The following is a 12,209-nucleotide window of genomic DNA, read 5'->3' on the forward strand; positions in this document are numbered from 1 at the left end:
CCATGATGGTTGGTAATACAAACCATGTCAACGGGGCGGCGCGATCGATGCCGTATCCGTCGATCACCTGGCGCGGGATGGGGTCGCGAGGCGTCCCCGGGCGGCGGCGGTGCCGGCCTTCCTCGCTCCGGCATGGTTGGTATTGCCAACCATGCCGAACTAGCATGAGGGCATGACCACCGCCGACGATGTCGTGGACGCCCTCGTCCGGGCCACCTTCGAGGTGGCAGGCGTGCTGACCCGCATCGGCGGCGAGCACGATTTGTCGCTCACCCAGCTACGGGTGCTCGGCATCCTCCGCGACCGCCGCGCCCGCGTCACCGAACTGTCCGCCTACCTCGGCCTGGACAAGTCCACGCTGTCCGGCCTCATCGACCGCGCCCAGCGCCGGGGGCTGCTGACACGCGGCAAGAACCCCGAAGACGGCCGGGTCGTCGAGGTGTACATGACCCCGGCCGGGCTCGAACTGGCCAAGCGAGTGGAGGACGACATCCGGCGTGCCCTGGCGCCCGCGACCGGGCGCCTGGACCCGGAACAGCTCGATCGACTCGTCAACCTGCTCGACGTCGTCTCGGCCCGCTAGTCGCGTACACACCCCGTAGCGGGGCCGACGGCCGCGCGCTGATGGTCGAACAGGGCCACGGACAGTTCTTGACGTCTGCGGCGTTCGCCCCATCGAGGTTCCCGGGCGGTGTGCCTCAGGTCACCAGGCCTCTGCGGTAGGCGTAGACCACCGCCTGCACGCGGTCGCGCAGGTCGAGTTTGGTGAGGATGCGCGACACGTACGTCTTGACGGTCTCCTGGCTGATCACCAGGGTGGCGGCGATCTCGCTGTTGGACCGGCCGTCGGCGATGAGGCGCAACACCTCCAGCTCGCGCGGGGTCAGCGCGGTGCCGTCCGGCGTGGCCTGGGTGGGGCGGATGCGGGAGGCGTACCTGCCGACGAGTTGCCGGGTCACCTCGGGTGCCAGCAGCGCGGCGCCGGTCGCGACGGTGCGGATGCCGTGCAGGAGTTGCGCCGGCGGGGCATCCTTGAGCAGGAACCCGCTCGCGCCGGCCCGCAGCGCCTCGTAGACGTACTCGTCCAGGTTGAACGTGGTCACCACGAGCACCTTGATCGGGTTCTCGACCCCGGCGCCGGCCAGCTGGCGGGTCGCCTCGATGCCGTCGAGCACCGGCATCCGCACGTCCATCACCACGATGTCGGGGCTCAGCCGGCGGGCCAGCTCCACCGCGGCGCGGCCGTCGCCGCACTCTCCCACCACCCCCAGGTCGGGCTGCGCGTCGATGATGGTGGCGAAGCCGGTGCGGATCAGCGCTTGGTCGTCGCAGACCAGGACCCGGAGCGGCGCGGTCACGACCGGCTCCCCCCGGGGATGCGGGCCCGTACGACGAAGCCGCCGCCCGCCCGCCGGTCGGCGCTGAACTCGCCGCCCAGGGTGTCGACCCGCTCGCGGAGCCCGGCCAGGCCCCGCCCGCTCCCGCCGGGAGAGGCGGCCCGGGAGCCGGAGCCGTCGGTGCTGACCGCCACGCTGATCTCCTTCTCGCCGTAGCGCACGTGGACCACGGTGGGGCTGCCGTGGGCGTGTTTGAGGGCGTTCGTCAGGGCCTCCTGGACGACCCTATAGGTCACGAACTCGGCGCTGCCCGCCGATTCCGCCGGACTGCCCTCCTCGGTGAACTCCACCGGCTGCCCGGCCTGGCGGATCTGCTCCACGAGCGTGTGCAACTCGCCGGCGGAGGGCATGCTGACGTCGGTATCGTGGTCGGCTTTGAGCAGGTCGAGCATGTACCGCAGGTCGGTGATGGCGCGCCGGCCGGTGTCGGTGACGGCGCTCAGGGTCGCGTCGAGGCGGTCGGGGGCGGCGGTCAGGTAGCGGGCGGCCTCGGCCTGCACGACCATCGCCGTCACGTGGTGGGTCACGACGTCGTGGAGCTCGCGGGCGATGCGGGTGCGTTCGGCGGCGCGGGTGGACTCGGCGAGGTGGCGGCGGCGTTCGGCCTCGGCGGCGCGGGTGGAGCGCAGCCAGGCTCCGATGCCCCACGCGAGGGCCAGCGCCAGGTAGAACACCACGTAACCTTCCACCCTCTCGGCTGCGCCGAGCCGGCCGAGCGCGAGCGCCAGCGGCACGTACGCCATGGAGAGGAGGATCACGGTGACGCGCCGGCCACGCTCCAGGTGGGCGCCTGCGCTGATGAGCGCGATGGGCATCGCGCTGCTCGCGAACACGTGGTAGGCGCGGAGCTGGTCGAGGACGAAACCGAGCGACACCAGAGCCAGGCACACGGCCGGCCACCGCCGGCGCACGGCGAGGGGAAGGCACTCCAGGGCGATCACCACGAGCGCCGCCGCGTCGAAGGGGCGGGCCGGCAGGTCGCCGACCTGCGTCCCCTTACCGTGGAGCGCCGGCAGGAGCGATGCGACGGCCAGCAGCAGCCCGAACGGTAAATCCCGGACCACGACGTCGCACCGCCGCCACAGGTCCGTGACCCGCCGTAGATCGGTCATTGGGCGAGCGTAGCGGTCGCGCCGCGCCGGAGCGGGACCACGTTGCCGCGACGGCGGGCCAGCCACATGAAGACGACCGTCAGCAGCAGGCCGAACACCACCGCGTACGGGCTCGCCTCCGGCCCGAACTCGCCGCCCGTGAGCAGGGCCGGGCCCGACGTCACGCCGTGCACCAGCCCCTGCGTCGCGCCGTTGCCCGAGACCTCGGTACCGAAGATGCCGGCCGCCGCGAAGTTCCAGCCGAAGTGCACACCGATCGGCAGCCACAGGGTCCGGGTGGCGGCATAGGCGGCGGCGAGCATGCCGCCCGCCTCGATCGCGATGGCGATCGCGCCCCACAGGCTGGCGTGCGGGTTGAACAAGTGCGACAGGCCGAACAGCACCGCCGTCAGTACCAGTGCCATCCACGTCCCCGTGCGTTCCTCGACGATCCTGAACAGGATGCCGCGAAACAGCAGTTCCTCCGTCACCGCGGCGGCGGCCATGAAGCCGAGCAGCCCGATCGCGCCCGCCGGTGAGCCCTGGCCGTCGATCCGGTAGCCGCCCACGAGAGCGATGTTCACGATGACGGCCGCGAACAACGCGACCCCGATCAGCGTTCCTCGTGCGATGGTGCGGGCGGCGCCTTGCGCCGCCACCTCCACCGGTGCGCGGCGCTCAGACCACCGCACCACGCGGGCGTACACGAGTACGGCGAGCACGGCCGTCGCGACGCCGAAGAACAGGGTGAGGAGCGGGCTCCCTTGCACCGTGCCCACGATCGCGCCGCCGGCGAAGGCGACCATCGCGACGGGCACGAGCTGTTTCAACAACCGCATGATGACTCCCTTACGTGGGGGACTCCGCGACGGGGCGCCGCCGCTACGCCGGGAAACGCTACGGATCGGGCGGTCTGGAATCGTCCCCGCACGGTGGACATTCGCGGGTAGCTCGCACGGGGGACAGGTGCACATGCGATTCGTCGTACAACGCCGCTGCGTTCGACGTCACGGCATTCGACGTTGCCGCGGATCGCGTACATCTCCGGCGGCGTCCGTACCGCACGACGGAGCACGGCGATCGCGCCCCCTCTCCGACCGGCCGAACCTGTCCCTCGCACGAGCTACCCGCGAATGTCCACCGTGCGGGGACGATTCCAGACCGCCCGATCCGTAGCGTTACGACGCAGCCACGGCGCTCCGTCCGCCTTCCCCGCTGCACCGCCGTGCGCCTCACCCCGGCATTCGCTCCCTCACTGGAGGACCTCATGCTCCGCAAGATCAAGGCATCCGTTGTGGCCGCGCTGTGCTGCACCGCGCTCGGCGCGGGGGTCGCCGGCTGCGACGGCGACGCGATGGAGAATTGGGACCCGTTGGCCCCGGCCCCGCGGACAGCCGATGCCGCCCCGATCTCCGGGACCGAGAAAATCGAGGTCGCGGGCCGGTCGGTGAACGTTTCCTGTTCCGGCGACCCGGAGAAAGGTAGGCCGGTCATCGTCCTGATGCACGGGGGAGGCGATGGGCTGGACAAGCTGGCCGCCATCCAAAAGACGCTGAGCAAGCAGAACCGGGTCTGTTCCTACGACCGGCTCGGCGCGGGCGCGAGCGACCAGCCGGACGGCCCTCAGGACTTCTCCAGCACCGGCAAGATCCTGACCGGGGTGCTCGACCGCGTCGCCGGTGACAACCCGGTCGTGCTGGCCGGGCACTCGCTGGGCGGGCTGATCGCCGCCAGGTACGCCCCCGACCACCAGGACAGGGTCAAGGGGCTGGTCCTGATGGACGCCACCCCACCCACCATGGTGGACGACATCACGAAGGCGATCCCGGAGTCCGACACCGGCCCGGCGGCCGAGTTGCGCGCACAGAACCTGGCGATCTTCCAGGGCCAGAACCCGGAGAAGCTCGTCATCACCGACGGGAAGGTCCGTTCCGCCGGGAACATCCCGGTGGAGGTGATCCAGCACGGGAAGCCGTACCTCGCGGCCGTCCCTGAGTACGGGCCGCGCTTGGAGCAGGCGTGGGCCGCGGGCCAGCGCAAATGGCTCGCACTGGCCCGCGGCGGCAAGCTGAGCACGGCCACGAACAGCGGCCACTACATCTTCGCCGACCAGCCCGAGGTCGCCGTCCAAGCCATCGAACGCGTCACCGCGCAGGCCGCACGTCAAGCGCATGGTGAGTAACCGGCCCGGCCAGCACCGCGATGAAGGCCAGGCGCTGGAACACCGAGATCCGGAGCGCCGGGATTTGATTCTGCTGGCGTTGGTGGCGCAGTCTCGAGGAGGACCTCGCGGCCCAGATCATCCACGCCACCGCACGCGGCGCCGTCCTGACCTGGCTGTCCCTGCCCGAGCCCCAGCGCGACCCCGCCCTCCTCCTCGCGCTGCGCGAAGCGATGATCTCCACCCTCACCACCCGGGAACCGGCCGTGCAGGAACAGGGCCCGGCCGGCGCCGCCCGAGCCCTGCGCGCCGCACTGCCCGACCAGAACGTTCTCAGCCACGCTGAACAGCGACCACTGACGGAATGGCTGGATCGACTGTCCGCATAGCCGTCCCTGCGAACGGACAGGGAGCGGCGATCAGGTCGGCGATACGGTCGAGGGGCAGGGTGTTGGCGCGGTCGATGAGCAGATCGGTGATGCCGGCGGCGGCTGACCAGGCGCGGGCCGGGTCCCATCCGGCGCCGCCGATCTTGTCGTAGCGGAGCCCTTCGGGGTTCTTGCCGAGCGGCCAGAAGGCCCAGTCCCAGGGTGACCTTGTCGCCGCTGCCTGGCGTGGGGCGGAGCAGCAAGCGCCGGCGGGGCGTGTCCGTTTTCTGGAGCGTGCCGAGGTGGTGCAGATAGCGCTGCGTGGCGGGGGAGTGATGTCGATCGTCTCAGTCGACGATCACCTTCTCGGCCAGCTCCCGGATGACGCGGGCGACCTCGGCCGGCTTCTTCAGGTCGGCCCCGTGGTCACATCCGGAGAGCACCACCCGCTCGGCGCGCGGCATCACGCGCTGGACAGCGTCCAGCCGCTCGGCCAGGTTCGCCGGGCTGCGCTCGCCGCCGAGCAGGACCGTGGGGACCTCGATCGCGGCGTAGGCGTCGAGGCGTACACCGAGCCGGTCCATCGCCTCGAGGTCGTCGAGTTGCCTGGGAACGAGGCGGCGGTAGTGCGGGATGAGGGCGGTGATCGCGCCGCCGAGCCAAGCCTGCCAGTCCGGCAGTCCGACGGTGTCCCGCATGAAGATCGTCAATGCCTTGCCCGGCTTGCCCGACGCCATCGCCGCGCGAGCCCGCTGAAGCACCTCGCCGCCTTCCCCCGACAGCGGCGGCCCGATCACCGCGGACGGCTCGAAGATCACGGCGCCGGCGAACGAGGACGGCGAGGCCACCAGGGCCTCCAGCGCGACCACCCCTCCGGAGGAGTGACCGTAGAGAACCACCGGCTTTCCGACGGAGCGTATGAGCGCCAGCACGTCTTCGACCTCCTGCTCGACCTGGACGGGCGCGCCGCGATCCAGCCGGTACTGCCGGCGGTCCAGTCGCAGCACCCGGTAACGGCCGGACAGGATCGCGGCCACTTTCCCGCATCGCCTCCCGTCGGACAGCCCCGGATGGACCATCACGATCGGCGGCCCCTGCCCCTCGTCGTAAGCACGCACTGCGCCTCCTCACTTAGCACCGCTAAGGGTTTCACTTAGCGACGCTAAGCTACTCACATGCCCATCGACAAGAGGCCCGGCCTGACCAAGCAGGTGCTGATCGACACCGCGCTTCGCCTGCTCGACGAGGTGGGGCTGGAGGGACTCACGGTGCGCCGACTCGCCGCGGAACTCGGCGTTCAGTCCCCCGCGTTGTACTGGCATATCCGCACCAAACAGGAACTGCTCGACGGGATGGCCGACGCGATCTGCCGGGCTCCGGGGATGGGGCCGCCCCGTGACGACGAGTCCTGGCAGGACTGGCTCCTGCGCCGCGCCCGGGCCTACCGCACCACGCTTCTGGCCCAGCGCGACGGCGCACGCGTGGTCGCCCACGCCCGTTCACTGAGTCCCGAGACCGTAGCCCTGTTCGAGCAGGAGCTGACAGCCATGGTCGAACGGGGCTTCACACCGGCGCTGGCGCTGCACACGATCGCTTCCCTGACCTACTACGTAAACGGATTCGTCCTGCAGGAGCAGGCGGCAGCGCCGTCGCCGGGGTCCCTGGACCGCGCACCGGCCGTGCTGGTGGCTGCCCTGCGTGAGGGCGGCGGGCCGATCGGCGAGGAGGCCTTCGAACACGGTCTGCGGGTTTTCATCGACGGCACGTCCGCTGCGCTGTCACCCGGCTAGCGCCTCAGCGCCGGAATCTGGGGGTTCGAAGGGCATCGGCTTCGTCAACGTCGCTTCGGCGGTCTGCGGTAGGTGACGACCTTGTCGCCCGGTCCGGGGTACACCATGATCAGCAGCCGCTGGGTGCCGTCCTCCTCGCCCTTCCAGGGAAACCAGGCCAGGTGCAGGCGGATGCGGTAGTGCCCCTTGCGGCCGTTGAGCGACAGGTCCGGCAGTTCGGTGCCGCTCAGGCCGTCCATGAAGCTCATCTTGCCGCTCTGGTTGGCATAGCCGACCTCGACGACGTTGTCCCAGCCTTTGGTCTCGACCGGTGGGCGGCGCGTGTAGGTCTCCAGAGTGACGCAGACATGGAAGTCGGAATGCGTGCTCACCATCACGTGGCCGGGCCCGGCGGTGACCGGACCGGAGGTCGTGCTCTTGCCCTCACCGGGGAATTCGTCGTACAGCTCCAGTCCCGCCTCGGGCCACTGCGGTTCCTTGAGGCGGATCACCTTGGCGGGCTCGATGAGGGGGCGGTGACGCGGGGTGGCGTCGCATTTGCGCTGTTCCTCGGCCATGAACTCGTTGAATTCGCGATTCTCGGCGACCGCGGCCGCCGCGATCTCCGCTTTCGCGGCCGGGCAGATCTCGCTGAGTACCCCACTGAGGCTGCGGATGTTCACCCCTTCGACCTCCCGCAGGCGGGCCAGCTCGCGCGGATCGTTGCGGGTGTAGGCGGCGCACAGTCGATGGCCATGGTCAAGCAGTACCTGGTCGGGGGCGGTGGCGGCGAACGGGAGCGTGTGCTGCTGGCGTACGGCGCAGATGAAGGCGCGCGGGCCGGCCGGTGGCGAGGGCTCCGCGAGCTCGCCGTTCGTCTCCCATGCTTCGGGAGGTGAGCAGTCCTCGGCCGTGGTGACCCGACCGCGTGGCTGGTCGGCCGCTGGTAGGAAGCACAGGGCCATGGAGATGGCCAGTGCCGCCACGAGTACGTGGTGGCGCGATCGGACGGCAGGTGGGAAACGGTAGAGCAGGAACAGAACGAGGGCGGAGGCGGTGAGCGCGGTGCTGTACCACAGCGGGGAGAGCCCGAAGAGGATTTCGCCCTTGTCGTTCTGGTCGAACAGTCCGTCCGGGTACAGGGTCAGCCGCTGCTCGGTCATCTCGGGGATGAGCTGCCAGTCCGCTTCGGACTTCGTCGTGAGGGCGGTGATGATTCCTGCCGCCGCGGCGAGGGTCAGGGTCAGCATCGTGACACGCAGCAGCCGCCTGGTTCTGCGCATGACCGCGATCAGGATCAGTACGGCCGGGGCTCCGACCCCGATGAGCATGTCCAGGGCGACCCAGAGTACGGTCGCCGGGTAGCTCACGTGCCCGTGGAAGAGGTCGTCGACCGCGCCGCGGGGGCCGATCCACGCGGGCATGCCGTCCGCGAGGTTGACGGCCGCTGGAATCAGCGGGAGCACCACGGCCACGGCGGCGAGGGGCCACGCTCGCGCGGGTGCGACCTGGACCGCAGGCGCCGCAGACGGTACAGGTGTCAGGACGCCCAGGTCGTGGGCGGAGCGGGCCTGCCACATCGTCCCGAATACGCCCAGGATGCCCAGGACCATGACGAGCAGAAGATCGTAGTCAACGCCCCCACCACCGAACGAGATGAACGAACGGCTTCCCGACGACAGCAGCGACAGCAGCGCCGAGGCCGCGCCCATCCGTACGGTGCCCCGGGTCCAGCGCGCGTGCCTGGCCTGGCCGGCCAGGACAGGCACCAGCCACAGCAGGTAGACGGCGTTGCCGAGCTGGTATGGAGAGACGAACTGCAGGACGGAGTACTGGCCGAGACCATAGGCGAAGGTGGAGGCCATGCCCATGGCGGCGTTCGCCAGCCCCGCCACGAGCCCGAGCAGCCGCAGCCATCGCGGCAGAACGTCGGCCAGGACCACGAAGAACAGCCCGACGACGGCGATCTGGAGCAGGTCGAAGGGCAGGCCGAGCCACCACTGATATGGGAGGGGAAGCCGGTACAGCAGCATGCAGGCGACGCTGAGGTACAGGGCCGCTCGTAGTAGCCGGACCGACCTGCCGTTGACCGCCGCCGCGCCGGTCGGCCGCCCGCGCAGTATCTGCCAGTAGGCCCAGCCCTGCAGGACGCCGCCCGCGACCATGAGGAGCTCCACCCACCAGGCGTAGGGCACGAAGTCGGTGTCCCATCCCCCGGCGACGATCTCGCGCAGCAGCGCGGGGTCGCCGGTGGCCAACGCGCGGACGCCGGAGACGATGACCACGGCCACATAGATGGCGGCGAACAGCGTGGCGATTTTGCCGAAACGGTAACGGCGCACGGAAACACCCTCGGGCACGAGCGGACAGGATCTGAAGATCCAAACAAAGGCGCCCAACCCTAACGAGCCACCGCTGAAACGATCAAATCACGCTGAAGTCGGCGTGGCTGGTGCCGTTCCCCTATCGGCCATGGGCGGCGCGTTCTGAGACGTGTTCGTGATCAAGGTCGGGCAGGATTTCCCTCCCCGTACCAGGCCGAGAGGAAATCACCGTGAAGCGAGTGATCGCAGGCATCGCCGCGGCCACGGTCACCATGACGGTCACCACGTCCGTGGCCGCGGCACCCGTCCAAGCCGCCTCCGCGGATCCGATCACGGCGTTGAAGAGCCAGTTCGTCGCGGGCAACGGGGTGAAGTTCACCGACGTCACCACTTTGGTCGAGTTCGCCGGGAACACGACCTTCCTCAAGCGCACCGGTTCCTTCCAGTTCGGAAAGGCCGGGATCGTCGCCTCCGACGTCACCACGAAGGTCACCACCGACGACACCTCGCGGGTGCCCAAAAGCCTCATGTGGATGCTGACGAGTTCGGACCGGACGATCAGGATCGGCGCCACCAGCTACTACTCCGGCGGTCTTTGGGAGCCGCCGAAGGGCAAAACCTGGCTCAAGCACCCGCACGGCATGACCGCCGGTTGGAGCGGCTGGTGCAGCCAGCTGGTGAACGCGGCCGAGCCGGCGACCCTGAAAGCCCTGATCACGAAGGGGAAGCGAACGGGACGCACCTACACGGGCGCGATCAGCTTCGGCGCGCTGGAAAAGGTCTCTCCCTGGTTGCGGAACGCCCAGGTGATCAGACTGTCCCGGGAGGAGAAAACCGCGGTGCTGCGCTTCACGCTCACTTTGGGCTCCGATCGGCTCCCTCGGCGATTGGTCACCGTTTATCCGCCGAGGACCCACGGCGGGACGGAACCGGGGAGGGAGGATAGGCGGCTCAGCGTGGAGACCCATTACACCGGCTGGGGCAGTCGGGTGAGCGTCAAGGCGCCTGCGGCGAGGGAGGTGGCGAACATGGGGAAGCGCGAGCCGAGCGACCGGGGCGGCGGCCGGGGTTAAGGCGGGGACTCGCCGGGTCTTTCCTTCTCCCGAACTCGCCGGGGTGAGGGAAGGTCGGAGCGATCTCCCCGGCGGGGGACGGCGGGTCAGGCCACCCGGGAAGCCGGCGCCGTGAAGGTGGTGCAGGCGCCGGGGGACTGAGCGTCGAAACCGCGTCCCAGCCAGTAAATGCGGTTCTTCGTCGTCCCGTTGCCCGGGACGTCGCATCGAGGTCGTGGACGGCGAGGTCTTTGAGCACGCCGACGTCACTTCTTGCCGGGGGTGGGCAAGGCGGCCTTCAACGCGGAACCGCGGGTGATGACGGCGACGCCGATCAGGGCGAGAGCGGACAAGCCCTGGATCACGGCGTACCACGCCGGGCAGAGGCCGGGGATCAGGTCCACACCGATGATCGCGATCGGCAAGATGGTGGAGATGGTGCGCAGCCGGTCGAAGGCCTTGTACGACCCCTGGGAGGCACGGACGGCCAACCGGTGGAGCAGGAAGGCCACCAGGAACAGGATCGCCCCCCTGACCCACATGAACGGGCTCGCCTCGTGGCCGGTGAACGCCATCACGGCGATGATGCCAAGAACGATGGCGCCGACGGCACCGAACAGCGTGATGCACTTCTTCACCGTGGTGAAGGCCTCCTGGGTGCGGGAGTCGCTGAGCTGCGTCGTCGCGGTGGTGACAGCGCCGGTGTTCGTCATATTTCTTCTCCTTAGTGCCTTTGCGCTAGTGCCTTTGCGCTAGCGACAGTACTGATCATTCGGTTGGCCCGAAATGGGTCTGTCTGTACGAGCGGGTGGGGCTGGACCCACTCCTGGGCCGGCCACCGCCGTGCGGCACTACGACGACATCGAGCGGCGGATCCGGCGGGCAGCGATGCAGGTGATCGTCCGTGAGGCCTACCAGCAGACGCTGGCCGAGCAAGACCGCGAGCATCGCAGGCCGGCCGAGTTCGCCGATGCGTGGAAGATGCGTCTGGTTGATCTCCTGGCGAGAGGGACCGTCGAGGTATCGGGCTGGTCGAAGATCACCATCGCCGACCTTGATGCCGACCTGGGCTGGAGTCCGTATGCCGCGGCAAGCTACGCCAGGTCGGAGGCGATCACGCGTGCCGGCGCCACTCCCAGCGGCCCTGAACGGGTCGCCGACTCGCGGACCGCGTCTTATGAGTTTTGGATCGCCGCCGGTGATGAGCATCGGCTCGGGCGTGTCCACTACGTGATCTGCGAGTCCTACGGCGTCGGCCTTCTCAAGAAGATCAGTTTCTCGGTTGAGTGTCAGTTCTATGGGCTCGGCACCGTTGCCCTGCGTGAGATGGAGGTCCGCCACCCAAGCCTGACCCGGTACACCACCGGCCAGTACTCGCATGCCAAGGGCTTCTACGAGCGATATCGGCAAGGCAGCAACAGCCCATGGACAGAGAAACAGCACCCCTGCCCGCGCTTTCGACGTCAGCGGTACTGAAACCCGTCGACGAGCTGAGGCGACATCCCCTTCATTGCGGGTTGGAAGAAGGCGCCCGTGGCCCCGGTCGGCAATGCCGGCCCGGCGAGCATCTCGGTGTCGGCCGTGCGGGTGAGGATCACGACGGCGGCCGCCGGGGTGAGGCCGCTGACGACCTGGCAGGCAACAATGATCACCTGCCGGGGAAACCGGTGACCCGGGCCGGGATCGGCAGCGAACCGTGGTCGGCCAACCAGGCACCGAACTGCATGTAGGACGCTGGGTCGCGCCGCACGATGATCTGCTCGCTGTGCAGCAGCCCATGAAGATCGCCACAACGGTGGCGATCGCGATGAGTGCGACGGTCCGCCACGCCCCACAGCCGGCCTCAAAGCTTCGTTCACGGCCACCCGCGCCGCGCTGTACGACCAGCACGAGCACGGTGATCACTAACTGGGCGGGCGGGACGAAGCCACCCGCGAGCGGCAGCGGAAGGCCGGCGGTCAGCCATCCGGCGATGATCAGGGCGGGCTCAATGGTGAGAGGAAGCATCGACTCGGAGCTTGGCCGGAAGGTGACCATCGGGGCGGAA

The 12,209-nt window shown here is 69.2% G+C and carries 13 protein-coding genes; 6 read left to right on the plus strand and 7 right to left on the minus strand.

Translation table 11 applies throughout. From position 1 onward, the window contains the following. Nucleotides 1–172 precede the first annotated feature (172 nt). Nucleotides 173–583 (plus strand): MarR family winged helix-turn-helix transcriptional regulator, encoded by a 411-nt coding sequence (locus ACQPYK_RS23595; RefSeq protein ID WP_433258464.1) that lies wholly within the window; start codon nucleotides 173–175, stop codon nucleotides 581–583. Nucleotides 584–698: 115 nt separating this feature from the next. On the opposite strand, the gene ACQPYK_RS23600 is transcribed toward ACQPYK_RS23595, so the two are convergent. Genes ACQPYK_RS23600 through ACQPYK_RS23610 form a run of 3 tightly spaced genes read right to left on the minus strand, consistent with a single transcriptional unit; the run spans nucleotide 699 to nucleotide 3,327 of the window. Beyond that, entirely contained in the window at nucleotides 699–1,358 is a 660-nt protein-coding gene (locus tag ACQPYK_RS23600) for a response regulator (protein WP_433258465.1), read from the minus strand. Next, on the minus strand, nucleotides 1,355–2,509 hold the full coding sequence (locus ACQPYK_RS23605; protein ID WP_433258467.1) for a sensor histidine kinase: 1,155 nt from the start codon (nucleotides 2,507–2,509) through the stop codon (nucleotides 1,355–1,357). Before ACQPYK_RS23605 ends, ACQPYK_RS23600 begins: the two co-directional genes overlap by 4 nt. Next, complete coding sequence (locus ACQPYK_RS23610) at nucleotides 2,506–3,327, minus strand: lysostaphin resistance A-like protein (RefSeq protein WP_433258469.1); 822 nt, start codon at nucleotides 3,325–3,327, stop codon at nucleotides 2,506–2,508. The genes ACQPYK_RS23605 and ACQPYK_RS23610 overlap by 4 nt, the downstream gene beginning before the upstream one ends. Nucleotides 3,328–3,755: 428 nt before the next feature. Here ACQPYK_RS23610 and ACQPYK_RS23615 point away from each other — a divergent pair, with 428 nt between their 5' ends. Both ACQPYK_RS23615 and ACQPYK_RS23620 read left to right on the plus strand, forming a co-directional pair. Further along, the gene (locus ACQPYK_RS23615; protein ID WP_433258471.1) at nucleotides 3,756–4,670 is read left to right on the plus strand and encodes an alpha/beta fold hydrolase; all 915 of its coding nucleotides are present in this window, start codon (nucleotides 3,756–3,758) and stop codon (nucleotides 4,668–4,670) included. A gap of 212 nt (nucleotides 4,671–4,882) precedes the next feature. Beyond that, nucleotides 4,883–5,038 carry a hypothetical protein gene (locus tag ACQPYK_RS23620; protein WP_433258473.1) on the plus strand — a complete coding sequence of 52 codons (156 nt, stop codon included), beginning with the start codon at nucleotides 4,883–4,885 and terminating at the stop codon, nucleotides 5,036–5,038. Nucleotides 5,039–5,364: 326 nt separating this feature from the next. On the opposite strand, the gene ACQPYK_RS23625 is transcribed toward ACQPYK_RS23620, so the two are convergent. Beyond that, nucleotides 5,365–6,135: an alpha/beta fold hydrolase gene (locus ACQPYK_RS23625; protein WP_433258474.1), complete on the minus strand. Its 771-nt coding sequence runs from the start codon at nucleotides 6,133–6,135 to the stop codon at nucleotides 5,365–5,367. Nucleotides 6,136–6,192: 57 nt separating this feature from the next. On the opposite strand from ACQPYK_RS23625, the gene ACQPYK_RS23630 reads away from it, so the two are divergent. Beyond that, entirely contained in the window at nucleotides 6,193–6,807 is a 615-nt protein-coding gene (locus ACQPYK_RS23630; RefSeq protein ID WP_433258475.1) for a TetR/AcrR family transcriptional regulator C-terminal domain-containing protein, read from the plus strand. A gap of 44 nt (nucleotides 6,808–6,851) precedes the next feature. Here the strand turns inward: ACQPYK_RS23630 and ACQPYK_RS23635 are convergent, their stop codons facing one another. Next, nucleotides 6,852–9,128, minus strand: a complete 2,277-nt coding sequence (locus ACQPYK_RS23635) for a hypothetical protein (protein WP_433258477.1) — start codon at nucleotides 9,126–9,128, stop codon at nucleotides 6,852–6,854. Nucleotides 9,129–9,340: 212 nt separating this feature from the next. Between ACQPYK_RS23635 and ACQPYK_RS23640 the strand changes: the two genes are divergently transcribed. Then, nucleotides 9,341–10,183 carry a hypothetical protein gene (locus ACQPYK_RS23640; protein ID WP_433258479.1) on the plus strand — a complete coding sequence of 281 codons (843 nt, stop codon included), beginning with the start codon at nucleotides 9,341–9,343 and terminating at the stop codon, nucleotides 10,181–10,183. Nucleotides 10,184–10,428: 245 nt separating this feature from the next. Here ACQPYK_RS23640 and ACQPYK_RS23645 read toward each other — a convergent pair whose 3' ends face one another. Next, nucleotides 10,429–10,875: a hypothetical protein gene (locus ACQPYK_RS23645; RefSeq protein WP_433258481.1), complete on the minus strand. Its 447-nt coding sequence runs from the start codon at nucleotides 10,873–10,875 to the stop codon at nucleotides 10,429–10,431. A 130-nt stretch (nucleotides 10,876–11,005) separates the two neighbouring features. Between ACQPYK_RS23645 and ACQPYK_RS23650 the strand changes: the two genes are divergently transcribed. Next, nucleotides 11,006–11,638, plus strand: a complete 633-nt coding sequence (locus tag ACQPYK_RS23650) for a hypothetical protein (RefSeq protein ID WP_433258482.1) — start codon at nucleotides 11,006–11,008, stop codon at nucleotides 11,636–11,638. On the opposite strand, the gene ACQPYK_RS23655 is transcribed toward ACQPYK_RS23650, so the two are convergent. After that, the gene (locus ACQPYK_RS23655) at nucleotides 11,626–11,814 is read right to left on the minus strand and encodes a hypothetical protein (RefSeq protein ID WP_433258483.1); all 189 of its coding nucleotides are present in this window, start codon (nucleotides 11,812–11,814) and stop codon (nucleotides 11,626–11,628) included. The genes ACQPYK_RS23650 and ACQPYK_RS23655 overlap by 13 nt on opposite strands. Nucleotides 11,815–12,209 lie beyond the last annotated feature (395 nt).

Source organism: Streptosporangium sp. CA-135522 (genome assembly GCF_050949235.1).
Taxonomy (GTDB): Bacteria; Actinomycetota; Actinomycetes; order Streptosporangiales; family Streptosporangiaceae; genus Streptosporangium.

Excerpts from the sequence above, each read along its gene's own strand:
- ACQPYK_RS23610 (WP_433258469.1), bottom strand. The coding sequence starts at position 3,327 with ATGCGGTTGTTGAAACAGCTCGTGCCCGTCGCGATGGTCGCCTTCGCC.
- ACQPYK_RS23645 (WP_433258481.1), bottom strand. The coding sequence starts at position 10,875 with ATGACGAACACCGGCGCTGTCACCACCGCGACGACGCAGCTCAGCGAC.
- ACQPYK_RS23620 (WP_433258473.1), top strand. The coding sequence starts at position 4,883 with ATGATCTCCACCCTCACCACCCGGGAACCGGCCGTGCAGGAACAGGGC.
- ACQPYK_RS23615 (WP_433258471.1), top strand. The coding sequence starts at position 3,756 with ATGCTCCGCAAGATCAAGGCATCCGTTGTGGCCGCGCTGTGCTGCACC.
- ACQPYK_RS23595 (WP_433258464.1), top strand. The coding sequence starts at position 173 with ATGACCACCGCCGACGATGTCGTGGACGCCCTCGTCCGGGCCACCTTC.
- ACQPYK_RS23605 (WP_433258467.1), bottom strand. The coding sequence starts at position 2,509 with ATGACCGATCTACGGCGGGTCACGGACCTGTGGCGGCGGTGCGACGTC.
- ACQPYK_RS23630 (WP_433258475.1), top strand. The coding sequence starts at position 6,193 with ATGCCCATCGACAAGAGGCCCGGCCTGACCAAGCAGGTGCTGATCGAC.